Here is a 22,324-nt window from a genome sequence, read left to right as displayed (position 1 = left end):
CCCGGCGCGCGAGGGCGTTCACCTTCGTGTTCACTCCGCTGGTTCCTCGGTTTCCTCTGGGTCGAGCTGGTCGGCGTCTTCAAAGGTAGCGGCCAGCTCGTCGTACCAGGCCTGGTCGGCCGCCGGTTCGTCGTCCGCGCCACCGGTGTGCGCGGGGTCGTCCTCGTCGATGACGATGACGAGGTCCTCGCCGGGGGGCACGAGCAGGAGGCTGGAGCGGATCTGCGCCTTGACGTACTCGGGGTCGTCCCACTTGAGGCGCTCGGCCTCCAGGTCCTCGATCACTTCCTGCTGGGCCGACTGCTCGGTCTCGAGGCGGTTGATCTCGATGCGCTGCTCGATGTAGGTGCGCAGCGGGTAGGCGTAGGCGAGGGCCAGCGCGGAGAGGACGAGCGCGAGGACCGCGGCGCGACGCGAGACCTTGCGCGCGGGGCGGTGGCGGACCCGCTTGACCGCGGCGCGGGAGGCGCTGCCGGGGGCGGGCCTGCGGGCGGCGCGGGTGCGGCCGGGTCCGGTGGATCGCCCTGGGGGGCGGCTGGGTCGGCGGCTCGCGTTCACGGTCCCAGCCTAGTCGATCCGGGGACGGGGAAGGCCCCCGCGCCGGAGCGCGGGGGCCGTTCGGTCCGCGGTTTCCCGGGCCGGGCTTCAGGTTCCCTTAAGGTCGCTTCAGCCTGCCTTCAGGTCCGGGCCGCTACGGTGTGCCTACTTGCCGAACTTGGGGAAGGCGGAGGCGCCGGCGTAGCGGGCGGCGTCGCCGAGGTCTTCCTCGATGCGCAGCAGCTGGTTGTACTTGGCGACGCGGTCCGAGCGGGCCGGGGCGCCGGTCTTGATCTGGCCGCAGGTCATGGCCACGGCCAGGTCGGCGATGGTGGTGTCCTCGGTCTCGCCGGAGCGGTGGCTCATCATGCAGCCGAAGCCCGCGCGGTGGGCCATCTCGACGGCGTCGGTGGTCTCGGTCAGCGAGCCGATCTGGTTGACCTTGACCAGCAGGCCGTTGGCGGCCTGCTCGTCGATGCCGCGGCGGATGCGCTCGGGGTTCGTCACGAACAGGTCGTCGCCGACGATCTGGAGCCGGGAGCCGACGGCCGCGGTGAGCGCGGACCAGCCGGCCCAGTCGTCCTCGGAGAGGGGGTCCTCGATGGACACGAACGGGTAGGCGCCGATGAGCTCCTCGTAGTAGGCGCTCATCTCGTCGCCGGTCTTCTTCTGGCCTTCGAAGAGGTAGGCGCCGTCGGTGAAGAACTCGGTGGCGGCGACGTCCATCGCGAAGGCGATGTCGGTGCCGAGCTTGTAGCCGGCCTTCTCCACCGCGACGGCGATGAGGTCGAGCGCGGCGCGGTTGGAGTCGAGGTTGGGCGCGAAGCCGCCCTCGTCGCCGAGGCCGGTGGACAGGCCGCGGTCCTTGAGGACGGACTTGAGCGCGTGGTAGGTCTCCGCGCCCCAGCGCAGGGCCTCCTTGAAGGTGGGGGCGCCGATCGGGGCGACCATGAACTCCTGCACGTCGACGTTGGAGTCCGCGTGGGAGCCGCCGTTGAGGATGTTCATCATCGGCACCGGGAGGAGGTGCGCGTTCGGGCCGCCCACGTAGCGGTAGAGCGGGAGCTCGGCCGAGTCGGCGGCGGCCTTCGCGGCGGCCAGCGAGGCGCCGAGGATGGCGTTCGCGCCGAGGTTGGACTTGTCGGGGGTCCCGTCGGCGTCGAGGAGGGCCTGGTCGACCAGGCGCTGCTCGGAGGCCTCGAGGCCGATCAGGGCGTCGCGGATCGGGCCGTTGACGTTGTCGACGGCCTTCTCGACGCCCTTGCCGAGGTAGCGGTTCTTGTCGCCGTCGCGCAGCTCGATGGCCTCGAAGGCGCCGGTGGAGGCACCCGACGGGACGGCCGCCCGCTGCAGTGTGTCGTCGTCGAGCAGGATCTCCACTTCGACGGTGGGATTGCCGCGGGAGTCGAGGATCTCCCTTGCCCGGATGTCTTCAATTGCAGCCACTGTCACTCCTGAAATAGCCGAATCTGACGATCGGCCCCATTACCGGGCCGTGTCCGAAGGATTTCGGCCGACCCGACACTGCGCCGGCCACAGCTCCTCAGCCTACGCCCCGGCCCCGGTGGCGGTGCCCTCGAGTTGTGAAAACGCGATGGCGGTGACGGCCGCCCATCGTGTTACATGAGTGCTGGCCAGGACGCTATATGGTGGAGTCCTATCTCAGATCAGACACCTGTGCTAGGCGTGCCCCCCGGATGCCGCTGGGTAGATTCAAGGCTCGCAAGCTTCGCCGAGACTGCCCCGGGATCCCCCGCCCGGTACTACGGAAGTGGAGCCCCATGATCGTGCAGAACCCCCTTCGACGCTGCGCTGCCCTCGGCGCGGCGGCGCTGCTGGCGCTCGCCGGCTGCCAGGGCGGAGGAGGCGGTGAGGAGGCGTCCTCGGAGGACCAGGTCGCCCTCACCGAGTTGAGCAACCGTCTCGTCGAAGGCGAGGACCGCGCCTATACCGCCGAATACCTGGTGGAGGGCACGGACGAAGCGGTACTGGTCGCAGTGGACCCGGAGGCCGAAACGGCCGCGGTGGTCGTCGGCGACCGGCCCGAGCTGTGGACGGGCGGGGACGAGACCGAGCTCGCCGTGTGGCTCGGGCAGCAGCTCGGCGACGTCCTGCCCTCGGACGAGGACGTGGCGTCCTGGCTCGCGGCGACCGCGGCGGACCCGTCGGCCTCGACGGAGTTCTCCGACACGACGCTGGCCGGCGAACTGGCCGACTGCGTGGACGTGCAGGGCGCCGCGGATTCGCCCGTCGGGTCGTTCGAGGTGTGCGTGACCACGGGCGGCGTGATCGCGAGCGTCACCGCGAAGGTCGACGACACCGCGTACACCGTGAAGCTCGTGAACTACCACGACGGCGTCGACGCGGCCTGGCTGAACGAGATCACCGGACAGGCGACCAGCCGCAACCAGTAGATTCCCGCGCCGGCTCGCGGCGCGGCGCGTTACAGTCGGCCGGCGGGCCGGGCCCGGCGCTACGGGGGTTCACCTGAAAAGGTGTCAGCGCCGGCCCGGCCCGCCACTGCGCCCGGGAACCCGTAGGCCACATCACAAGCCGTATCCCGGTTGCGGGCCCCGGGGGTCATGTGTGTAAAGTTGTCGTCGTTGCCGCGGCACGCCGCGAAGACAAGGCAAGCTCCCGTCGTCCAGGGGCCTAGGACGCCGCCCTCTCAAGGCGGAAACGGCGGTTCGAATCCGCTCGGGAGTACCAAAACATTGATGTTCGAACACGGCCGGATTGAAAGATCCGGCCGTTTCGCGTATGTCCGTTTTTCACACACGAACATGCGCACCAGCACCGAAGGCGCTTCCGCCTCGTCCGGTTCCTGGACGTCCTGAGCTTCCACTGCAGCGTCCACACCGTCTCGCTCGGCCGAAAGCTGCTCCAGCAAGTCCGGATCGAACAAAGTGCTGAACGGCTCTGTCATCTCGAAGCGCTCAACGGAGCCGTCCTCGTTGATATAGAGCTTCTCGAACAGCCCTTGGTTCATGAGCCGCCGAATCATCGGCGTCCCGTCCGCATACGCCCTGGCACAGTCCTGAGCGATCTCCAGCGCACGGCGCAAGGTCTCCTCAAGGTTCTCGACCCCACGCGTCGCATCGGCAATGGCCCCGTTTGCCTCCAACACCTCTCGCGAGAGCCGAGCCATCTCGGACTTCATGAGGTCCATCGGCACCGCACCGGAGTAGTGAGCCTGCAGCAGCTTCTCTTGCTGCATCTTCGCCTCGCTCAGCCGTTTCTCGGCTCGCTGCCTGGTTTCCGCAGCCTCCGCGCGGTCGCTGTCAAGCTCCGCCAGCACGCCGTCTCGGATCTCCTCGGCCCGTGCCTCTGGCAAGCGCAGCAGGCTATACAACTCCTCCACACCCACTTCAACCTTCGGCACCCGGACATACTTCTGGGTGCAGTCGTTACGCTTGCCCAGACGAGCCCCACAGACGTAGTAGTCGTAGCGGTCGCCAGCACGGCCACGGTTGAGCGAGTAGATCAGCCGCGAGCCGCACCGGCCGCAGAACACCGAGCCCTTCAAGTAGTGCTGGTGCTTACGCTCCTTCTCCCCCGCAGTCTGGTGAGTGCTCAGCACATCCTGAACCCGCAGCCACGTCTCCACCTTCACCAGCGGCTCGTGCTTGCCCTCATGGAAGATGCCTTGATACGGCACGATGCCAATGTAGTACGGGTTCCGCAGCGTGTGGTGGACGCCGCTGATCGTCAGCTTCTTGCTGGTTCGCTTCCGGGTGGCGCGGGTACGCAGCCCTTTGTCGTTGAGAACATCTGTCAGGTGTCGCAGCGACCAGTCGCCAAGGGCGTACTGCTCAAAGGCCCAGCGCACCAACGGTGCCCGTTCCGGGTCAAGGATGATCGTCCGAATCTCGAAGCCATCCCGAAATTCCCGGTGGTTGAGGTAGCCGATCGGAGCTTGGAAGGGCGTTCCACCTTGCTTCGCCTTGCCGTTCATCCCCTTGAGGACTTCCACTGCGAGGTTGTCCGAGTGGTACTGCGCCACGTCGGCCATCATGTTGTAGAGCAGCCGCCCCGCGGGTGTCTCGTCCACCGGCTCGGACACCGACACCAGCTTGGCCCCAGCCCGAGCAATCGCGGCGTTGATCTCGACGTCGTCGGCTCGGTTGCGGGCGAGACGGTCGATCTTGTGCACCACCACAACGTCGATGCGATGAGTCTTAAGGTCCTTCAGCATCTTCTGAAGCTTCGGACGGTTCGCAGATTTGGCCGACTCGCCAGCGTCCACGTACTCCTCCACCAGGACGCCGCCGAGCTGCCGCACCTTCCCCAGGCACGCTTCACGCTGCGCCGGGATCGAGTAGCCCTCTAGTTCGCCGCCCATCTGAGCCTGCTCCTCGGTGCTCACCCGTAGGTAGATGACGACGCGCAGCGCACCCTCACGAGCAACGACCGGCTTACCGAAGCTCAGCCGCACGACCGCCGCCAGCCTGCTGTTCGGCTGATTCAGCTCGTGGATGAAGCTCTTGAATGTGGGGCGATCTTTATCGTCGCGATCCGCCTCGACATTCGGAATCTCTTGCGATTCTTCTTTCATACCGATTCTCCTTTCTCTCACGAAAACGCGTCTATGCGCGTCTCAGTCCAGGCAGGGTACACCTGGGAAAACGTCCCCGCCAGACCCGATTTTATTCATATAAATACATTCCCATATATTTATTATTTCAGCTTTTTCAAGCTCTGAGAGCTGTGGAATATGCAGCACTAGTTTGAGAGAGAACCAATTTGAATCGAGGTGGAGAGTCGGCAGTAATGCCGCTCTCCACCTCGTGTGGCAATCGAGCAATCCGACTAACGGCTCAGCTCTGACCACCACTCTTGCGACGAGGCGTCGTCTTGGCCTCCGTGCCCGCCGGGGCATCAGACCCGAACAGCGCCTGGATAGCGTCACGCCGGGCCGCTGCCTCACGCTCGATCTCCTCGAGCGCCGCAGCGGCACGAGCGGCGAAGTCGCCTTCGGCGCGCTTCCGAGCCACGTACTCCTCGACCGCGCGCCTCAGCGCATCGGCGAGGGACAGCCCGTCCAGCTGGGCCACCAGCGTGAACTGCGCGTGCAGCTCGTCCGGCAGCTTGATGCCTAGCGTCTTGATGCCCGAATTCTTGGGCTCCATAACGCTCCTCCTCGGTGTGGTGCGGCTGGCCATCTCCCTATAGAAATGACGATCGTCAGCCGCAGGCCCCCGACGAGCCCCCGTGCACCTCATGGACCGCGTCCCTCCCGCTCATCGGCTGAGCGATGCTCAGCCCGCCACTCCGCCAAGCGCTGTCGAGCCAGCGCGACATACACCGGGTTCAGCTCGCAGCCGATCCAGTCCCGCCCGTGCATCTCGGCGGCCAGCGCTACCGTGCCTGAGCCCATGAACGGATCGAGCACCACACCTGGCACTGTCTCCGCGTCGCAGGGGCAACTTGGGCGAAGTGTCCCGAGCCGTGGCGGCTGCTCCACTCGGTCGACTTTCTCTCGCACCCATGGCATTCCGCACTCGCCGCACACTTTTTCGGGGCAGGTCGCGAGCAGCGGTGTCTCCACCAGCCCGAGCGGGAAGGTGGCGAAGTGCTCGCCTCGATAGGCCGCAGTGGATAGCTGCCACACGTCGCCAGGGTTCTTGCCGAGCGGGTGCGCGACTTTGCCGGAGCCTTTCATGCGGTTGAGCCCGCGGTTGTCGTCAACGCCGCCGCCCTGCGGCAGTGCTTCCTCTGGCAGATAGCGGTAGCCCTCGACGTCGGTCCGGCGGCCGGCCCGACTTCGCGCTGGAACTCGAACAGAGTCGAGGTCGAAGAAGTACCGCCGCTGCCGCACCAGCAGGAAGAACACTTCGTAGCCACAGCTGAAACGGTCAGCCACGCTCGACGGGATTGGGTTGGTCTTGGCCCAGATGATCTGGTTTCGCATGATCCAGCCGTCCTCGGCAAGCGCCAGTGCCAAGCGCTGTGGCCCAAGCAGCAGCCCTTTTGGAGGTGCGCCCTGCCGGACGTGGTTGCTGTAGCCGTCGCCGACGTTCAACCACAGGGCGCCGCCCGGCTTGAGGACGTGGGCGAACTGGCGGCAGATATCCACGAGTGCGCGAACCCAGCCGTCCACGTCGCTCTCCAGGCCGATCTGTTCGGGGTGACCGTAGTCGCGCAGGGCAAAGTACGGCGGGCTGGTGATCACGCAGTCCACGCTTGCCGGAGGAAGCTCCGCCAGACGTTCGCGTGCGTCGCCCAGGAGGATGCGACCCAACGGGAGGCGATCATGCGGGAAACTCATTGTTCGCCTCCTTCGGCGGTAAGCAGATGGATGGTTTCGCTAAGCAAGGCCACACGGAACAGCGTCTGGGTTTCGTGCGGCAGTTTCCGGACCACCTCTCTGAGGTGGTCTACGCGCCGATTCGCCCCGGCCAGCCACAACACCACCGGGAAGACGTCGTGGGCCTGTTGCTCGATGCCGCTACGCCAATAGGCGATGTAGGCATGGCACTTCTTGGTGAGCGTCGGGGTACTCTCGGTCCCCATGTCCACCTCGATAAACACCGACAGCTCGACCGCTCGCACCCCAAGGCGAAGCGCTACATCAGGTTTGAGGGTCACGACTCCACCGACAGCGCCGGGAAACCGACGCCAGCATGTCGGTTCGGCCTGGAACTCCAGGAGATCAACGCGGCCATCGCGATCCGCCTCGACCAGCTGGACAAACAGCTCCGAGACGGCCAGGACGTGCCGTTGATGAGGTGGACTGGTCTCCCATACCCGCCGCCGCTTCTTGCCGGTTGGGCCGTTGGCTTCCAGCACGGCTTGCCCGTAGCCGGACAGCCCATAGATGAATCCGGCCGATCCGGCACGCACGCCTCCGACTCGTCTGCCGAGGCGCACTACGAGGTTGAGCTCAGCTAGCCGCTGAAGCAAGGCCCGTGTCCGCCGAGCTTGCGTTCCCACCGAGCCACCTGCGATGTGAAGCCGCGCGATCTGAGCTCCGGTAAGGAGACGCAGCTTGTGGAGTGAACGCAGGACGGCATAGTCTCGTTCGCCGAGCCGTTGACGCAGTCGATCTATCCGGCCGCGCGCAGGACGAGACGTCGGTGAGGAGACACCAGACGGCTTAAGAGTCGTTGTGTCGTGCGAGCTGTTCTCGCATGTCGGGACCACCCCTTGCTTAGCGCGATCGGCAGTCCGACCGGTAGTCCGAGCTTCACCCCTGTTGGTAGGCCAGCCGCTCATGCCGACCTCCTTGGCTTCGTCCCGATGGGACCGACAGGGAGCAGGTCACCGCCTTCCCAACGTTCGAGTTGAGCGCGATCCAGTTCGGCACCGTCGACGCCGTAACGGGATTCGCTTTCCCGGCGCACCTCGTCGGGGTCACTGGCCCACGGCGGGAGCGGTTGTGTTCGCACCGAGAACGGTATTGTGGGTTGGCGTTCCAGAAGGAGCTGCGCGCATGCCTCGAATGCGCGCAGACGCAACAGGTCCTCGCCCGTCAGGCTTCCGCCGAGCGAAGCGGCGAGCGGCTTTGCATCGCCCGGTGCTGGCCGGAAGGCCACCCGCGAGCGGGCATTGGCGAGTACAGCCGCCCGCTGATTCAGGCTGAGCTGGTCAAGGTGCTGATGTGCAAGCGTCCACCCGACACCGAGGCCTCGGGACTGTGCCAAGGCCTCACCGAAGTCGAGGCCGCCGGAGAGGCGCAGGTAATCCTGGAACTCGTCAACGACCATCATCACAGAGTGACGACGTTCTGGCGCGATCGTCGCTCGTCGCTGAGCCGCCGCCCAGACTTGGCTCAGTAGGAGTGCGCCCAGCAGGTTTGCCGCAGGCGATCCGAGGAGTCCTCGGTTGAGATTGACCAGCACGATCCGCCGTTTGGTGAACAGCTCCTCTAGGTCGAACTTCGGTGCAGCCTGGCCGAGAATCCGGCGAGTGGTCTCCCGACTGGTCAGGGCTCGCAACTTGTTCAACAGGGGCGCGATCACCTGAGCGCGTTCGCCCTCGGAGAGACCGTCGAACCAGGCAAAGAACGGGCCGAGGGTCAGCCGGTCACTGACTTCGGTAAGTACTCGACGCCGGAATCCTGGATTGGTGAGCAGCATGGGTACATCGCAGATGGTGCCGTCTTTGAGTCGGCTCACCGCGACCAGCGCATGAAGCGCCACGTCAGTAGTGCGGGGCCCGAAGTTCGGCCCATGCATCTCGGCAAGCAGGTGCACGATCTGATCGGCTCGTCGTTCCGCGCCCGAGCGATCCCCACCGAGCACGTTGATCCCCACGCTGCGCTCGCTGGCAGGGTCGATCACCACAACGTCCTTGCGGCGCTTGGCGGGAATCCGGGCGAGGAGGTCGCGCACCAGATCACCACGTGGCTCGACCACGAGCACCGAGCGCCCAGCCTCGATGTCGGCAAGAGAAAGCCCACACAGGAGTGTGGACTTACCTGAGCCTGTCGGCCCGATGATGTGCAGGTGATGCACGCTGGTTGCGGGCGGCACGCTCACCAGTTGGCCCCGCTGAGCCGGGTGCATACTCTCCCCGAGCACGCGTCTCTTGGGCATCGCGGCTTCGTGGTCGTCCGCGAGCAGCTGCCTGGGCACCTCGTTGATGTGCCCGCCCATCACCGGCAGTGCCTCCGAGGGCGTGTCCTGAACCGGCCAGCCCATGAGAGCTGCCAGCTCGGCAGCGTTGAGAACGCAGGACCAGCTCACCAGTGGCGATGCGGCTTGATGGAGTCTCCATGTACGAGCAATGGTCGGTCGGCTGAGAGTGAGCGCGGCATGCTGGCTGTTCGCCAGCTTGAGCGCACCACCAATCCGTCCGATGATCGCCCGCGCTCGCTGGGGGCTTCGAGCCGTCGCCCCGATCCGCCCTTGGACGGCGAACAGCGCCTCAGATGATTTCTGTTGCCACGAGCGTTGAACTCGGGCGTCCGGCGTCGACGGAGTCCGCAGCCCCATCGACTCCGCCACGTTCAGCGGCCCCGGTGGTTGGGTGCGGCTCTGAGACGGACCAAGCACCCACTGCAGGCAGGCGGCCTCGTCCCCGGCGAGCTGGGCGAGTACTTCGGTCAACTGCACGCTGGTACCTCCGGCCGTATCCAGCCGCAGCGGTGCGGCCAGGCTTGTAAGCCGGATGTCCGCCGCCAGCAAGAGCGGCCGACGAGTCTCCGGGGAGGCCGGAGCAATGCCAAGACGTGGCAGGTGCGCATGGAAGGTCTCGGCTACATGCCCGAGTACGCGAGCATCTACCCCAAGCCGCCAGCCAAGGCGTCCGCCTTCGCCCCAGAGTTCGAGGATGACCGGAGGTGTCATGTACAGCCACCCGACGCTCGGTCGGTGAGCGAGTGGACGAAGGAGGGTCGTCACGGTCTCAAGGTCGATGTCCCGCGGCGGGGTGAGGTCGAACCAGCGCAACTCACTCATTGCGCGGCTCCCTGGTTCTCGGGTTCGGAGGGCGGTCGAACGCCTTCCTCCTCGGGCCGCAGCTCCTGGTGATGCTGCATTTGGATCTCGATGCGTGCCAGCTCCAAACAAGCGCGTGCCAGCTTCCTAATCTCTGGTCGTTCCCGTTCCTCCCCTGTGACGTGTACTGGTCCCGTTGATTCTTTGCTCATAGGCGACCTCCTCTCCTTGACGTTGATGATGACGTTGGAATAGCCAGTCGCTCTGAGTTTTGGGCACCACGAACACGCCCCGCATGAAGGTTGAGGGGTAGATCGACGAGACCCGGGAACGACCAGCAGACTTGATGCGAGGGGCGATCTCTACGCTGGTGATGCCGGACGAGTTCCGTCCGGAGCGCCCGGGCCCTCGCTACGTTTCTTATTGTGAGCCTTGACATCTCGGCGGTAAAGAGGCTTCGCATCTTTCACAACACCGACCGGCAGGCTCCTACCACAGTACTGTCCACAACGGAAACTCAGCTTAAGCGCCGCCGAAATATCAGCTGGTAGACGAGCCCAACTGCCAGCAACGCGACCAACACCGGCAACAGCGGGCGCAGGACCTCCCACACCATGCGGGCCGCGAACGCCGCTGCAACCACTACGAGCACCCACCCGAGGACCCGGCCGGCGGGCGGCACCTTCGGCCTCTCGCTCACTGCAACGCCACCATGTGGCTGTACCTGATGCGTTTCACCGCGCACCCTCCTTCCATGAAGAGGGGGCAGGTACGTTCTCGTACCTGCCCACCGACTACCTATTGCTTGTCTTCCGCGTCCGCCGCCCGCCGACGCTGCTTCAGCCCGCTGAAGGCGTCGTTCAGCTCGTGCTCACGGCCCAGCTCGTCCCCGAGCTCCCGCATCTGTGCTTCACGCTCGCTGCGCTCGTGGTCCTCGCGCTTGCCAACGATCTGCTTCCGAGTACGCCTCGGCACATGACTCCTCCTGAGTGAGTGGTTGATCTTGGTGACCGGCCGCCTCAGAGCGAGACGGCCGAGAATTGAAGGGACGGGTTACGTGATGTCCCCGAACTTGTCCCGTTGGGCCTTGATGGCCTCGTCTCGCATCAGGTTTCGAGCCCGCCAGAACGCGAGGTGAACCCTCTGCGACTGCTCCAGGGCCCGCCACCGTTCCTCGAGCACGGCTTCACGAGCGCCCAGCTCGTGCAAGCTGATGCAAAAGTCGCTTCCGAGTGACGGCTATACCTCTGGAGTTTGATCACGGTCCGTAGTGTCCGGGCTGTCCACATCCCTGGCATCCCGACAGCTGCAGGCGCAACCGTTCGACCCATCGCCCGTCCGATCAAGAACCTGCTGATTACTGACTGACATCTATTGACTTTCGATAGTATTCGATCGATAATCGATCTATGAAGACAATCTCACTCATCACCGTGCGACTCAGCCTCGTCGCCGTACTGCTGCTCAGCCTCTACGGCCAGTTCATCCTCATCCCTAACGCAGACCCCTCGGCGCACCCGGGCTCCGAGGGCGGTTCCTACTGGCTCTACGCCTATATGGCCGCGGCCGTTCTCGGACTCTTCTGCGTTCAGGTCATACTCTTCTCATCCTGGATGCTGCTCAACCTCATCCAACGCGACACCATCCTCACCGACAAGGCATTCCGCTGGGTCGATGCCGTCATCTGGGCTACCGGCACAGCCGTCGTACTGGCTGGCGGGGTAGCCCTCCATATGGTCATCACTGGTCGAGTCAGAGGTCCGATCGGGGTGTTCGATGAGTTCGACGTGACGGTCCTGTGTATCGGAGTGGGAATCGCATTCGGCCTGCTCATCATCATCCTGCGCGGACTATTGCGCAAAGCGGTCGAGCTCAAGTCTGAGATCGCCGAGGTGATCTGATGGCGATCGTCGTGGACCTGGATGTCCTCCTTGCCAAGCGGGGCATGTCCGTCGGCGATTTTGCGGAGGCGGTCGGCATCACCCCAGCGAACGTCGCCGTCCTCAAGAACGGCCGCGCCAAAGCGGTCCGTTTCAGCACGCTTGAATCGATTTGCCGCGTCCTCAAATGCCAACCAGGGGACGTGATCCGCTGGGAGGCCGACTAGGGCTGACCTTAAGCTCATGCAAAAGCTGCTGCTGAATGATGTCGGAACATCTGGAGTTTGATCACGGTCTGTAGTGTCCGGTCAGCCTTCGGCAGGGGCCGGCGGTAGCCGGTGGCGAGGACCTTCCACGAGCGCAGATGCGCGATGCCCTGCTCAACCACGCAGCGGCGCCGGTTGACCTGCCGGTTGAACAGCCGTTCGGCTGCGGTGAGCTCGCGGTACTCCGGTTTCCGGTACGGCGTCAATGGCACCACGCCGAGGTAGCCGAGGTCGCCGATCAGGCTCGGGCCCTCCCCGGACAGGTGAATCTCGTAGGCCTTCGCCAGCCCGGATTCCTTGAAGGCCTTCGCATCGTGGACCGAGCCCACCACTACCTGCCCGCCGTCGACCACGCGTCCGCGCAGATCGGTGATGACCTGCGCGTTCAGGCCCGGCCGGTGGCGTTTGCCCGAGAACAACCCTGCCGGGGCGGTGAGGTCGCGGGTGGGGATGAGGAACCCGTCGACTACCAGGTCGGAGCGGATCGCCTGCTCACGCAGGTCCAATGCGAGCTGGTCGAGGCAGGTCGAGACCACCGGCTCCAGTACCTCGACATAACGCGAGACCGTCGCCTGGGAGATCCGCGACTGCTCGCCGACTGCGGCTTGGACGGTGTTGTGCCGCAGGTAGATCAAGCAGGTCACGATGGCGTCGAACAGTTCCAGGGCCTTACGGCGTCCGGTATCGGGCTGCCAGGACCCGATCCGGGCCTCGACCTCACGCTCCAGCAACAGCAGTTGCTCCAGTTCAAGGCCGGTTCTATGCTCGAGGCGCGGCAGCGGTCGCTCTTTGATGCTTTGGGTCGTCACAACCTCAAGGAATCCACGAGCCCGCTGCCGCTCACTATGCGTAACCCGGGCAACGAAGACGCAACGTCACCCGAACGAGACTTTTGCATAAGCTTCGTGCTCTCTCTCCTCGTTCCAGTACTGGTGCAGGACCCATCCACCGACGACACCGCCGAGAATGAGGATGAGGACCAGCACCACGATGAAGGTGGTCACGGGCGACCAACCTCGTTCGCGACGGCGATGGCGAAGGCATCGACGATCGCCTTGTACCGCGCATCTCCGAGCGGTGCCATCTGGAGGTATAGCGCTTCCTCATTGCTGAGTGCTGCAGTGCTGGCGAGCGCAATGTGTGCGACGGAAGCACGGCGAGAGACCCGAGCGACCTCCACACGGGCAGCGGCAAACTCGCGATCCACTTCTCGCTGAGCCTCCCGCTGGACACGGCTCACGGGCCGGTCTCCGCGCAGCGACTCGAGCGCATCGCTGAGGCGCGGGGTGAGTTCTGACATGACGTTCTCCTTTCATTCGTCGTCTGGAGTCCGCCGGGCCGGGCGTGGGCGTCCAACCCGGCGGGAGGCGCTATTTTTTGCTGCGCCGCTTCTCGGCCTTGCTGTTCTTCTTCTGGTTCTTGTCGTTGGGGCGCGGCCATGCGCCGATAGCTTCGAGCGCTGCGATTTCTCGCCCACGCTTCGACAGGTTGTTCCAATCGCGAACATGCCTACTTACATCCTGCGCATACTTGTCTGCATCGTCTGCCGAGCTTGTGCTCTTGCGCGCCATGTGACTTCTCGTTTCGAGTCGGAATGAGTTGGACTCGTCGATAGAAGCCAGGAGGATGTGAGCACGGCCAGGAATAAATCGGGAAGGAATTTGGAAAGCAGGAACGCACTTGGAAGAAAGCTTGAAAAACTCTAGAAAAGATTAAGAAAGGCAAAGGTAAAGCCCGCTCATTGAGAGCGGGCAATGAGATTGACCTGACTTACTGTGATTTATGACTCACTTCGATGGCGTTCCATCTCAGCGATCGCTTCATGCATTCGACCTGGATTCGCCACGACCAGACTGAAGTAAGTTGGATCAAGAACGGCAATACAACTTCTGCAGTCCTTGTCAAGGATTGATGTTGGAACGCGGATTGGGCCGTTGGGATTATTGCGCCGGTATTCGAACCGCAGTTCCCCTGATTTCCACAGATCCGTCGCAACCATCAAACTTGCAACGAACACGGAAAAGTCATTTCCACATTCCCGCGCGCCTTTCCCGAAGTCGATCCAAGCTTTTGCATAGTCAAGAAAATGCGGCATGCCCTCTAGAGACTCATCCCACCATGACGGAATGTCTTCTAGATCCAGGCTGATGTAATCGAAAAAACCGATAGCACAGCCGTACAAAGAGTGGTACATAAAAGACCTCTTTTCACTGGAGGTCAATCCCTACTATTTTATAACATAGAGTCTGATTTGTTACAATATGTCAGGATTCTGGGATTTAGACAAGGAGTGATAACCTACGCCTGAAGTTGGTGTGCCAATACGTGGAGGCTGCGAGTGAGTAAAGCAAATGACGCGGCAATTAGACAGGAACTATTGAGTTTGTTCGACAACCAAGGCTCCGATGAGCAACTTCGATCATCTACTGCACTCCGTGCCCTGACCACCGTTACTCTTGATCCTGAAGTAGCAGATGATCTCGATAGTTCACTGCTGTTGAATTTGATATTGAAGAATGTTCTAACCACAACAACAAATCCTTATACACGAGCCGCTTCTGACTATCTTGGTTGGGGATGGACGCAGAAGTCGTACTCAGAAGTGTTGAAGGCTGCTGTTAAAGTCCCGATTCGAGACACAAAAGAACGTAGAGATGCGCATCAACGAGACGTCCATATGCAGAAGCTTTTGGAAAGAGTCACGGTTCGCCACGAACTTGTTGGGCAGAATTTCGGCGCAGGAGGAAGGACTGCCTCCGATAAATATCGACCACTCATTGCCGACACACTTCGAAAAGATCTTATAGAATTTTGCAACAGCTCAGTAAACGTCCTATCAATTGTTGAGGCGTTCGCGCCCCCAGGAAATCATGCTTTCACTGCCCAACAAATTTCCGTGTCTGAGGACGATAACATCAAGGCACAGCCGCCTGTCTCCAAAACTGCTATTGACAAGCAAGGTCTTGAGGATTCGGCCACCCTGAAACCAAAGAACCGCCTGCACCCAATTGTGGTGGTGGTAATACTGATCCTAGCGATATGCGGTGGGATTGGTGGTTACCTGACCTTGAAAGAAAACTCCGCAAATATTGAAATTCATTTCGAGGTAGAAATAGGGCCTGAAGCACCCCCAAACGCAGCAGCACTAGCCGAGGTCAGCTCAACGTATGGCCTCGGCGTCCTCACTTTTGAAGAACCTTCTACCGACTCCCCTAAAGGTGAGGCAATTCCAGAAGGAGAATCGGTTGACATTGTCTGCCAGATACGTGACGGTGAGATCCTGTCTGCATCAACGTACGCAGACGGCAGCGATTCACCTCGATACGACGGAGATTGGGGCGTCTGGAACAAGCTCGACAACGGCTACTGGATTCCTGACCTCTTCGTGAACACCCCGAAGGTGCCGGGCGATGATCCGCCAGAAGGAATCGCACTCTGCGAGGACTAGTGTGCGCCCAACTCCAGCACGCGCTCCATCGCTGCCCCCCACGGAAAGCTCGCGAGCCGCTCCCCACCTCGATGCGGCTCATGCGGCTTGATCCCAAGCACCGTAATGCCTTCGTCCTTCAGCGCAGTCACGGCACGTCGGTACGGTGCTCTCCCGGCCAGCGCCGAGTTCGTGAACGGCATAACAACGGTCGGCACGCCTAGCCCGATGCACTCCGACACGATGTCCAGCGCGTAGGTGTCCGCGATCCCGGCCGCCAGCTTGCAGATGGTGTTGGCCGTCGCGGGAGCTATCACCACGGCGTCAGCTGGAGGTCGCCCACGTCGCGGTGTTCCCGGCCGGCGGTGCTCCGAAATCACGGGGTTGCCTGAAACCTCTTCGAGCGCCTGGACGTCCACGAACCCATGTCCCGCTGGCGTCGTGATCACGTGGCAGTCCCAGCCCTCAGCCTTCGCGGCCGAGATGAACTCGCCAGCGTGCGGCGCGGGACCAGCGCCGCAGACGATCAGGTAGACGACCTTGCTCATACGGTCGCCAGCTTTTTGGCGAACTCACGAGCATGAGGACGGACCGAGGGAGGCGCCGCACCTTCGATCGTCGTCAGCAATTCAGACACACCCTTTCGTACGCGGACCTCCTGCGGGGCAGTGGCCTCGGCGTAGTACAGCGTGTCCATGGCTCGCTCATACCGACCCCAAAGCGCGAACGCTCGGGCTACGTCGATCGCCAGGCTCACATGGCGCTCAACCAAGCTGATCGAGGTCATGTCGATGTCCCGGGCAATCTCGATCGCCCGGCCAGCGTCGCCAAGGGCAATCGCGATGTTGACACGGTGGAGCGAGACGTTCACCCGGTTGAATCCTGTGCCGCGCAGGTTGTCCGAGTTCTCGAGTTGTGCGCTCGCGGTGTCGGCAGCGTCGAGCAGTTCCGAGGACTTCGCTCGCCTGCCGGCGTCCGCGGCGGCCACGGCTCCGCGAAGAAGCAGCGCACCTTGAACCGAGAGGTTCACGGGAGTCCGCGGCTCGGAATCGAGCAGGAGCGCTTGCTTGGCAGCGAAGTCGGCTGCGACGTCCGCGTATCCGGTGCGCAGCAGCACGTGGGTAACAGCCCGGGCGCTCGATGCCACGGCGATCGGATCACCCAGGAGATTCGCCGAGGTCATGGAGCGGTCGGCGGCCAGTGTCGCAAGGGTCTGCTCGGAGTGCTTCAACATGACGCCCGCGACAACCTGATAGGCGTTGGCCCGCAGTGCCGCCAGGCGATCAGCGTCGGACGTCTCGCCTTCCGCCAGGTGTAGCTGTTGCACGAGACCAGGCAACCGCTCAAGTACCTCGCGGTACTTGCAAGCCTGATACTCCCGCTTGGCGATCGCAAAGCCGCCTTCGAGCTCATCCAGCGTCGCGAGGTCACCGGAGTAGGTCGGCGCAGTGTCAAGCACGACGGCGATGAGGTCGGCCATGCCTGGCATGCGGGCGGTTCCAGTGGCGAGCAGCGCGGCCCACGCGCCGGTACTCGCCAAGAACTCTCTGCGGTTCACCTCGGGCTCCTCGGTCAGGGACTGGTCTGCTTGCCCCAGCATGCCTCGCGGCCCGGCATGTTTGCCAAGAAGCAGGCCCGCGTTGAGCGGGTTGTCCAGTTCAAAGGCGACCTTGTCTCTTTGGCTTTCCACGAGCGGCATAGCGCGAACGAAGAAGCCGTCTGTGCGGAGCGCCTCGTCGAGCTTTTTAGCGATGTCCACTTGCAGTGACCGCTGGCCGAGTTCGAGCTTGCTGATGAGCGACGTCGACACGTTCGACCGAGCTGCAAGCTCAGGCTGATCCAACTCGGCCGCAGTCCGGCAATGTCGGAGCTCGGCACCGACCCAATGGTCGACGCCCCTCCACGGTTCCAAGGTCTTCAGTGGCTTGGGCACGTCGCCTCCTCGACCGGTCGAATTGGACAAGCGGTCCGGACCGGTCTTGTCCCATTCGGATTCTTGATCGTGATCTTGCCGTGTCCCACACTACAGATACGGCCGCCGTCCCGGAAGCCCACTGACGTGGGAAAACGGGCCGGTCCGGCCGTGTCTCGCCGCCCGCGCGGCGGGACGGTCGTCCAGACGTCTCAACCGATCCGGCCGTTGTTCGGTCCGATCTACCCAGAGAGCGGACCAGCCGACGCCGAGACGTTCGGCGGCTTCACAACTTCATACGGGCCGCTGTCCAGGTGTGTGAGAGCGACTGCGCAGCGGCCCGCCATTGCAGCGACACCAGAAGGGCGAACCTCTGATGCCAAATACCAGCCTACGAGCAATGCCACCGGCCGAGCAAGATCAACAAGAGCTGCCCGAGGTCCTAGGCGAGTGGACCACCGAGGGCGGCACCACCTTGTCCCTGGTCGGCAAGGCCAGCGGACAGTACGCCTCCATCTGGATGCAGCGCGATGGCGACATGCCGCGAAAGATCGGAAGAGTCGAACATGCCGGAGGTGTCCTCCGCTCGATCCGATGGGAAGAGCCGTGGCGCGAGCAGACGGACGGCTGGAAAGAAGTCCAGCGAAGCAAGGCCTCAGCCGTGGTGGCGGCGTGGTTCGCCGAGCAGGAAACGCCGTGACCACAACCGTTGCGTTGCTGGAGATTACGGTCAGCGCCAGGCCTGAGCGGAAGCTTTCATTCTCGGTCGAACTGGACGACTCCAGCGCCACAGTGCGCTACCGAGCGAAGCTGTGGACAAGCGAGGCTGACGTTGTGCTGATGATGGCCCACCGCGAGGGACGCATCTGCCAGGTGAACTGGTCTGAATACTGGCGGCAGCTGTGGGCACCAAACATTCGAATCGAGCTGGTCGGGAGAGTGCAGCAGATGCTGATCAAGCAGTTGCGGGAGACCAACCCCGAGCCCTGATCTTTCATCACGGGCGACGTATGCCGGGAGTCCTCTGGCTGTCGCCCAACCTCCGAGGCGGAGTTCTGGAGCTGCGGTGGGGCAGCCCTCCGGCCTTGGATAGTTCGCCGCGCCCCTGGCGCTGGCGGGGATGCCCGGTCGCATGGTGGAGCGGCCGGGCGTCCTAATGCCCGCACACAAACCTGAATTCCATACGCAAATAGCCGTATTGTGCTATTTTAAGTGAAGGACCGTAGACCAACAGTGACTATGAATGTAGTCACCAATTGCTGAGGCCTCAGTGCCTTCAAGCAACTTGTGGGGTTCCCGCGTTCACTCTTTAGTGGCTACTTCTGAGTAGCGAACGCTTTCCAATCTTGGTCGGATCTGCTCCCAACAAATTTGGAGCTAAGGTAATTTCCCAACAGGTGTAACGCTCCTGTTATCGCAGCCATTCCTTGTTACCAAATGGGACTTTCCCCATGATATTCGCAACCCTCATTTCTAGGACCAACCATGATCAAAAAGATAATGATCCAAAACTACCGAATCTATGAAAATTTCCAACTCGAGTTCAATCCAAAGCGAAATGTTGTTGTCGGCAACAACGACGCGGGGAAGTCGACTCTCGTAGAAGCGCTAAGCATTGCACTCACGAACAAGCTTAACGGTAGGTCTCTCGCGCAGCAACTTTCACCATATTTTATAAATATGGCGGCTACGGAAACATACATATCTACGCTTCAGAAGGACCCAAGTATCTACCCACCTGAAGTAATCATTGATGTCTTCTTTGAAAACGACAAAGAGTTGGCCTCCCTCCGGGGGACAAACAATCTTGCAGAAGAGGAATCCCCCGGAATCAGGTTGCGGATTGCCTTTGACGAGGGTTATATCGACGAGTACAAGAAGTTTGCCGAAGAGCCGGGCAACGTAAAGCTCGTGCCGATCGAATATTACAAGGTGGAATGGCTCGGCTTTTCTGGAAATGGCATTACATGGCGAAGCGTACCCGTCACCTCTGCCCTCATCGACGCTGCCGATATAAAACTGCAAAGCGGCACGGACTTCTACCTACAACAAATCATTGCCCGTCACCTAGCGCCGAAAGACCGTGTTGAGCTGCAACGCGCTTATCGCTCTCTGCGGGAAGAATTTGCGAAAGAAACATCAATCGCCGACATCAATGCCCGGCTAGGTGAATCCTCAAACCACCTTACCGATCGAGCGTTCTCACTCTCCATAGATATCTCGCAGCGCACCAGCTGGGAAAGTACCCTTGTTCCTCACATTGACGACCTGCCATTTCAGTACCTAGGGAATGGCGAGAAAAACTGCCTGAAGATCTTGCTGGCAATAAGCAAGGCCGTAGACACGCAGGTTATCCTGGTCGAGGAGCCGGAGAACCATCTCTCATATTCCAACCTCAATCGGCTTGTCTCACGAGTTAATGGCCAGTGCCAAGATAAGCAAGTCATTGTCACTACGCACAGCTCATACGTGATCAATAAGTTGGGATTGGATCAGCTGATCCTTCTTACGCCTGAGCGAGGTGTTCGACTGACAGACCTCAAAGAATCAACTACCGACTACTTCATGAAGCTGTCCGGGTATGACACATTGCGTATGGTCCTCGCTGCGAAAGCAATTCTTGTGGAAGGGCCTTCCGATGAGCTTATTATCCAGCGAGCCTACCTGGACGCACATGGCAAACTTCCGATTGAAGACGGTGTGGACGTCATCAGCGTCCGTGGTTTGTCGGCGAAGCGTTTCCTCGATATCGCAGTTGAGATCAAAAAACCTACAACCGTGGTAAATGACAATGACGGCGACTTCATCAAGGCGACTGGACGATACTCAGACTACTCCAATCACGACTTCATTTCGATCCGCATCAGCCCTGACATCACTAATGAGACTCTGGAGCCTCAAATTTTCGCAACTAATGGCTTGGAGAAGCTCAACCGAATATTCGAGACCGAATACGAGACAGCTGACGAGATGAAAAAGTACATGAAAGCAAATAAGACCACATGCGCACTTAAGATTTTTGGACACGATGAATCAATCAAGATGCCGGAGTACATTAATGAAGCAGTCAGATAAGAATCGACTCATTGTTGCGGCTGCAGGCTCCGGCAAGACTCAGCACATAATCGACTCAGCGCTAGCAAACCGAAATGACAAGTGTCTGATTGTCACTTACACCACATCAAACAGAAATCAGCTCCTCAACCGAATTGTTAAGAAGATAGGCTTCGTGCCGTCCAACATTCACGTGCTGGGCTGGTTCGATTTTTTGATTAATCAGTGTTCGAAGCCGTACCAGGCAGCAGTCATCGGTAAGGTGAACCATATACGTTCCCTCCATCTCCAAGGCCAGGATCAATACGCACCGAAATCACAGAAGCTACGGTTTTATTTTGATCGAGATCGTGACATGTACGGGTACAGAGTCGCGCAATTTGCTTGCGAAGCCAATACTTACACGGACGGCCAGGTGCTATCACGACTAGAGGACATGTACGACCATATTTACGTCGACGAGGTCCAAGATCTGGCTGGGTATGACTTGGACTTCTTGGAGATACTGTTTAGCTCCTCACTGAGCGTCACGTTGGTTGGAGATCCACGTCAATGCATCTACCAGACGAACAACTCGGCGAGATATAGCAAGTACCGATTCGCGAAGATCATGGACTACTTCGACATCCAAGCTTCTAAAGCGCGTGTGTCTATCGACTGGATGGATACAAGTTGGAGATGCAACCAGGCAATATGCAATTGGTCTGATTCTCTTTTTCCAGCCTTGAAACCTACTACTTCTCTCAATGCCAAGCAGACCGGGCACGACGGACTGTTCACGATCCTGCGTGAAGATATACCCAAGTATATTGACCAGTTTCAGCCCACGCTGCTTCGGTACGACGCAAAGAGTGACACCCTTGGTATACCTGCGACAAACTTTGGCGTCTCCAAGGGCAACACCTTTGATCGGGTGCTTGTGTTCCCAAGCTCTGGCATGAGTGCAAAACTCAGAGCTGACGACATGGCAGGGCTGACTGATATCCTGCGAGGCAAACTCTACGTCGCGGTCACGAGAGCCCGGTACAGTGCGACTCTCGTAGTCCCCAGCGAGATTCAGGGCTACCCCTTGTGGCGCCCCTCGTCTTAATGCACTTGGTCGAGAAGACGCTGGGCGGTTGGGTCGGGCCTCGAAAGACCTCCGATTAGGTGTACAGGTAAATACACAGCACAGTAGCCCCGACGATGTCGGGGCTACTGTGCTATCAGGGCCCTGTGGGGGGCACCCGGGGGCAGGATTCTTCGCCTTCTTTCGCCAGTCCTCGTCAACTTCCTCCAGGCAGGTACCCAGAGGCTGAGGAGCGGGTCTCGAACCTGCACAACGCCCGCTCCATGCGGGAGTCTGAGGACGACCCGATCAAGGTGTTCATGTGCGGCCGCCCCTTCGAGCGTTGCCCGCGGTCTACGGGCGACCGACCGATGCCATCGCCCCTTTCTGGCCCGCACGTGGCTGCCCTCGAGGCAGCCTGCGGGCCAGTCGGCCGCATTGAGCGCGTGCGGCTTAGAACTGGTTTCGAGTTTCTGGAAGATCGGGGTCCGTTCCTGGACGCGGTGATGATCTCAACAGGGCGATAGTCTGACGCGCGTGAATCATGTGTTTCGTGATGCGATGCGGCTGATGCGAAGCCATAGCCCGCAGCGCCAGGAGGACGGGTTCCACACGTTGCTTCCCGCGGCGAGCGAGCACCTCGACGAGCTGCTCGAGGAGTTTCAGGCTGAACGCGACGATCACGGGCTGCGTTGCTGGCTGCTGGAGCTGATCGGTGAGGCAAGGTCGAACAAGGGGCTGCCAGTACTTGTGGACCAGCTCGGTTCACCCGATGAGGCGCTCCGGGGCTGGGCCGAGCATGGACTTCGACTGCTCGACA

General features: G+C 61.4%; 25 protein-coding genes and 1 tRNA gene. 10 read left to right on the top strand and 16 right to left on the bottom strand.

Annotated features, from left to right (window positions below; all coding sequences use genetic code 11):
* Positions 1 to 30: 30 nt before the first annotated feature.
* Together BLQ63_RS22220 and eno are read right to left on the bottom strand one after the other, a co-directional pair.
* Positions 31 to 558 carry an FtsB family cell division protein gene (locus BLQ63_RS22220; protein ID WP_091039729.1) on the bottom strand — a complete coding sequence of 176 codons (528 nt, stop codon included), beginning with the start codon at positions 556 to 558 and terminating at the stop codon, positions 31 to 33.
* Positions 559 to 702: 144 nt separating this feature from the next.
* Positions 703 to 1,983, bottom strand: a complete 1,281-nt coding sequence (eno, locus tag BLQ63_RS22215) for a phosphopyruvate hydratase (protein ID WP_091039728.1) — start codon at positions 1,981 to 1,983, stop codon at positions 703 to 705.
* Positions 1,984 to 2,318: 335 nt separating this feature from the next.
* Between eno and BLQ63_RS22210 the strand changes: the two genes are divergently transcribed.
* Both BLQ63_RS22210 and BLQ63_RS22205 read left to right on the top strand, forming a co-directional pair.
* The gene (locus BLQ63_RS22210) at positions 2,319 to 2,951 is read left to right on the top strand and encodes a hypothetical protein (RefSeq protein ID WP_091039727.1); all 633 of its coding nucleotides are present in this window, start codon (positions 2,319 to 2,321) and stop codon (positions 2,949 to 2,951) included.
* Positions 2,952 to 3,170: 219 nt separating this feature from the next.
* Positions 3,171 to 3,246 (top strand) — tRNA-Glu (locus tag BLQ63_RS22205).
* On the opposite strand, the gene BLQ63_RS30005 is transcribed toward BLQ63_RS22205, so the two are convergent.
* The 7 genes from BLQ63_RS30005 to BLQ63_RS28600 all read right to left on the bottom strand — a co-directional run bounded on the left by BLQ63_RS30005 (position 3,206) and on the right by BLQ63_RS28600 (position 10,892).
* Positions 3,206 to 4,879, bottom strand: coding sequence for a recombinase family protein (locus BLQ63_RS30005; protein WP_425402841.1), 1,674 nt, complete (start codon positions 4,877 to 4,879; stop codon positions 3,206 to 3,208). The two genes, BLQ63_RS22205 and BLQ63_RS30005, sit on opposite strands and share 41 nt — an antisense overlap.
* A gap of 475 nt (positions 4,880 to 5,354) precedes the next feature.
* A complete protein-coding gene (locus BLQ63_RS22190; protein WP_218125430.1) occupies positions 5,355 to 5,666 on the bottom strand; it encodes a ribbon-helix-helix domain-containing protein in 312 nt (103 codons plus the stop codon).
* Between the two features lie 89 nt (positions 5,667 to 5,755).
* Positions 5,756 to 6,805: a DNA-methyltransferase gene (locus BLQ63_RS22185; RefSeq protein WP_091039725.1), complete on the bottom strand. Its 1,050-nt coding sequence runs from the start codon at positions 6,803 to 6,805 to the stop codon at positions 5,756 to 5,758.
* Positions 6,802 to 7,752 (bottom strand): replication-relaxation family protein, encoded by a 951-nt coding sequence (locus tag BLQ63_RS22180; RefSeq protein ID WP_091039724.1) that lies wholly within the window; start codon positions 7,750 to 7,752, stop codon positions 6,802 to 6,804. Before BLQ63_RS22180 ends, BLQ63_RS22185 begins: the two co-directional genes overlap by 4 nt.
* Positions 7,749 to 9,938 carry a type IV secretory system conjugative DNA transfer family protein gene (locus BLQ63_RS22175; RefSeq protein WP_143015046.1) on the bottom strand — a complete coding sequence of 730 codons (2,190 nt, stop codon included), beginning with the start codon at positions 9,936 to 9,938 and terminating at the stop codon, positions 7,749 to 7,751. The genes BLQ63_RS22180 and BLQ63_RS22175 overlap by 4 nt, the downstream gene beginning before the upstream one ends.
* 496 nt (positions 9,939 to 10,434) lie before the next feature.
* Complete coding sequence (locus tag BLQ63_RS22165) at positions 10,435 to 10,617, bottom strand: hypothetical protein (protein ID WP_091039721.1); 183 nt, start codon at positions 10,615 to 10,617, stop codon at positions 10,435 to 10,437.
* Between the two features lie 98 nt (positions 10,618 to 10,715).
* Positions 10,716 to 10,892 carry a hypothetical protein gene (locus BLQ63_RS28600; RefSeq protein WP_177155060.1) on the bottom strand — a complete coding sequence of 59 codons (177 nt, stop codon included), beginning with the start codon at positions 10,890 to 10,892 and terminating at the stop codon, positions 10,716 to 10,718.
* A 434-nt stretch (positions 10,893 to 11,326) separates the two neighbouring features.
* Here BLQ63_RS28600 and BLQ63_RS22160 point away from each other — a divergent pair, with 434 nt between their 5' ends.
* Both BLQ63_RS22160 and BLQ63_RS22155 read left to right on the top strand, forming a co-directional pair.
* Positions 11,327 to 11,818, top strand: a complete 492-nt coding sequence (locus tag BLQ63_RS22160; protein WP_091039720.1) for a DUF2975 domain-containing protein — start codon at positions 11,327 to 11,329, stop codon at positions 11,816 to 11,818.
* A complete protein-coding gene (locus BLQ63_RS22155) occupies positions 11,818 to 12,024 on the top strand; it encodes a helix-turn-helix domain-containing protein (RefSeq protein WP_091039719.1) in 207 nt (68 codons plus the stop codon). The genes BLQ63_RS22160 and BLQ63_RS22155 overlap by 1 nt, the downstream gene beginning before the upstream one ends.
* Positions 12,025 to 12,038: 14 nt before the next feature.
* On the opposite strand, the gene BLQ63_RS22150 is transcribed toward BLQ63_RS22155, so the two are convergent.
* The 5 genes from BLQ63_RS22150 to BLQ63_RS28045 all read right to left on the bottom strand — a co-directional run bounded on the left by BLQ63_RS22150 (position 12,039) and on the right by BLQ63_RS28045 (position 14,284).
* Positions 12,039 to 12,872 carry a transposase family protein gene (locus BLQ63_RS22150; protein WP_091039718.1) on the bottom strand — a complete coding sequence of 278 codons (834 nt, stop codon included), beginning with the start codon at positions 12,870 to 12,872 and terminating at the stop codon, positions 12,039 to 12,041.
* A gap of 66 nt (positions 12,873 to 12,938) precedes the next feature.
* Positions 12,939 to 13,067 (bottom strand): hypothetical protein, encoded by a 129-nt coding sequence (locus BLQ63_RS29710; protein ID WP_281188098.1) that lies wholly within the window; start codon positions 13,065 to 13,067, stop codon positions 12,939 to 12,941.
* Entirely contained in the window at positions 13,064 to 13,363 is a 300-nt protein-coding gene (locus BLQ63_RS22145) for a hypothetical protein (protein ID WP_091039717.1), read from the bottom strand. Before BLQ63_RS22145 ends, BLQ63_RS29710 begins: the two co-directional genes overlap by 4 nt.
* A 70-nt stretch (positions 13,364 to 13,433) precedes the next feature.
* Positions 13,434 to 13,634 (bottom strand): hypothetical protein, encoded by a 201-nt coding sequence (locus tag BLQ63_RS28050; protein WP_143015045.1) that lies wholly within the window; start codon positions 13,632 to 13,634, stop codon positions 13,434 to 13,436.
* 209 nt (positions 13,635 to 13,843) lie between these two features.
* Positions 13,844 to 14,284, bottom strand: a complete 441-nt coding sequence (locus tag BLQ63_RS28045; protein ID WP_143015044.1) for a hypothetical protein — start codon at positions 14,282 to 14,284, stop codon at positions 13,844 to 13,846.
* A 117-nt stretch (positions 14,285 to 14,401) separates the two neighbouring features.
* Between BLQ63_RS28045 and BLQ63_RS28040 the strand changes: the two genes are divergently transcribed.
* Complete coding sequence (locus tag BLQ63_RS28040) at positions 14,402 to 15,511, top strand: hypothetical protein (RefSeq protein ID WP_143015043.1); 1,110 nt, start codon at positions 14,402 to 14,404, stop codon at positions 15,509 to 15,511.
* On the opposite strand, the gene BLQ63_RS22140 is transcribed toward BLQ63_RS28040, so the two are convergent.
* A complete protein-coding gene (locus BLQ63_RS22140; RefSeq protein WP_091039716.1) occupies positions 15,508 to 16,038 on the bottom strand; it encodes a flavoprotein in 531 nt (176 codons plus the stop codon). The two genes, BLQ63_RS28040 and BLQ63_RS22140, sit on opposite strands and share 4 nt — an antisense overlap.
* Positions 16,035 to 17,423, bottom strand: a complete 1,389-nt coding sequence (locus tag BLQ63_RS22135; RefSeq protein WP_177155059.1) for a helix-turn-helix domain-containing protein — start codon at positions 17,421 to 17,423, stop codon at positions 16,035 to 16,037. Before BLQ63_RS22135 ends, BLQ63_RS22140 begins: the two co-directional genes overlap by 4 nt.
* 379 nt (positions 17,424 to 17,802) lie before the next feature.
* On the opposite strand from BLQ63_RS22135, the gene BLQ63_RS22130 reads away from it, so the two are divergent.
* From BLQ63_RS22130 to BLQ63_RS22110, 5 genes are all read left to right on the top strand, one after another.
* Positions 17,803 to 18,102 carry a hypothetical protein gene (locus tag BLQ63_RS22130; protein WP_091039714.1) on the top strand — a complete coding sequence of 100 codons (300 nt, stop codon included), beginning with the start codon at positions 17,803 to 17,805 and terminating at the stop codon, positions 18,100 to 18,102.
* Positions 18,099 to 18,392: a hypothetical protein gene (locus BLQ63_RS22125; RefSeq protein WP_091039713.1), complete on the top strand. Its 294-nt coding sequence runs from the start codon at positions 18,099 to 18,101 to the stop codon at positions 18,390 to 18,392. The genes BLQ63_RS22130 and BLQ63_RS22125 overlap by 4 nt, the downstream gene beginning before the upstream one ends.
* 495 nt (positions 18,393 to 18,887) lie before the next feature.
* Positions 18,888 to 20,477 (top strand): ATP-dependent nuclease, encoded by a 1,590-nt coding sequence (locus BLQ63_RS22120; protein WP_091039712.1) that lies wholly within the window; start codon positions 18,888 to 18,890, stop codon positions 20,475 to 20,477.
* The gene (locus tag BLQ63_RS22115) at positions 20,461 to 21,546 is read left to right on the top strand and encodes a UvrD-helicase domain-containing protein (protein ID WP_177155058.1); all 1,086 of its coding nucleotides are present in this window, start codon (positions 20,461 to 20,463) and stop codon (positions 21,544 to 21,546) included. Before BLQ63_RS22120 ends, BLQ63_RS22115 begins: the two co-directional genes overlap by 17 nt.
* Positions 21,547 to 22,041: 495 nt before the next feature.
* Positions 22,042 to 22,324 (top strand): HEAT repeat domain-containing protein (locus tag BLQ63_RS22110; protein ID WP_218125341.1); only part of this gene is annotated, 283 nt, incomplete at its 3' end.

It is taken from the genome of Glycomyces harbinensis, from assembly GCF_900101745.1.
GTDB classification, from domain to species: Bacteria; Actinomycetota; Actinomycetes; order Mycobacteriales; family Micromonosporaceae; genus Glycomyces; species Glycomyces harbinensis.
This window is presented reverse-complemented; position numbering and strand designations above follow the sequence as displayed.

Excerpts from the sequence above, each read along its gene's own strand:
- BLQ63_RS22210 (WP_091039727.1), top strand. The coding sequence starts at position 2,319 with ATGATCGTGCAGAACCCCCTTCGACGCTGCGCTGCCCTCGGCGCGGCG.
- BLQ63_RS30005 (WP_425402841.1), bottom strand. The coding sequence starts at position 4,879 with ATGGGCGGCGAACTAGAGGGCTACTCGATCCCGGCGCAGCGTGAAGCG.
- BLQ63_RS22190 (WP_218125430.1), bottom strand. The coding sequence starts at position 5,666 with ATGGAGCCCAAGAATTCGGGCATCAAGACGCTAGGCATCAAGCTGCCG.
- BLQ63_RS22185 (WP_091039725.1), bottom strand. The coding sequence starts at position 6,805 with ATGAGTTTCCCGCATGATCGCCTCCCGTTGGGTCGCATCCTCCTGGGC.
- BLQ63_RS22180 (WP_091039724.1), bottom strand. The coding sequence starts at position 7,752 with ATGAGCGGCTGGCCTACCAACAGGGGTGAAGCTCGGACTACCGGTCGG.
- BLQ63_RS22175 (WP_143015046.1), bottom strand. The coding sequence starts at position 9,938 with ATGAGTGAGTTGCGCTGGTTCGACCTCACCCCGCCGCGGGACATCGAC.
- BLQ63_RS22160 (WP_091039720.1), top strand. The coding sequence starts at position 11,327 with ATGAAGACAATCTCACTCATCACCGTGCGACTCAGCCTCGTCGCCGTA.
- BLQ63_RS22155 (WP_091039719.1), top strand. The coding sequence starts at position 11,818 with ATGGCGATCGTCGTGGACCTGGATGTCCTCCTTGCCAAGCGGGGCATG.
- BLQ63_RS22145 (WP_091039717.1), bottom strand. The coding sequence starts at position 13,363 with ATGTCAGAACTCACCCCGCGCCTCAGCGATGCGCTCGAGTCGCTGCGC.
- BLQ63_RS28050 (WP_143015045.1), bottom strand. The coding sequence starts at position 13,634 with ATGGCGCGCAAGAGCACAAGCTCGGCAGACGATGCAGACAAGTATGCG.
- BLQ63_RS22140 (WP_091039716.1), bottom strand. The coding sequence starts at position 16,038 with ATGAGCAAGGTCGTCTACCTGATCGTCTGCGGCGCTGGTCCCGCGCCG.
- BLQ63_RS22130 (WP_091039714.1), top strand. The coding sequence starts at position 17,803 with ATGCCACCGGCCGAGCAAGATCAACAAGAGCTGCCCGAGGTCCTAGGC.
- BLQ63_RS22120 (WP_091039712.1), top strand. The coding sequence starts at position 18,888 with ATGATCAAAAAGATAATGATCCAAAACTACCGAATCTATGAAAATTTC.
- BLQ63_RS22115 (WP_177155058.1), top strand. The coding sequence starts at position 20,461 with ATGAAGCAGTCAGATAAGAATCGACTCATTGTTGCGGCTGCAGGCTCC.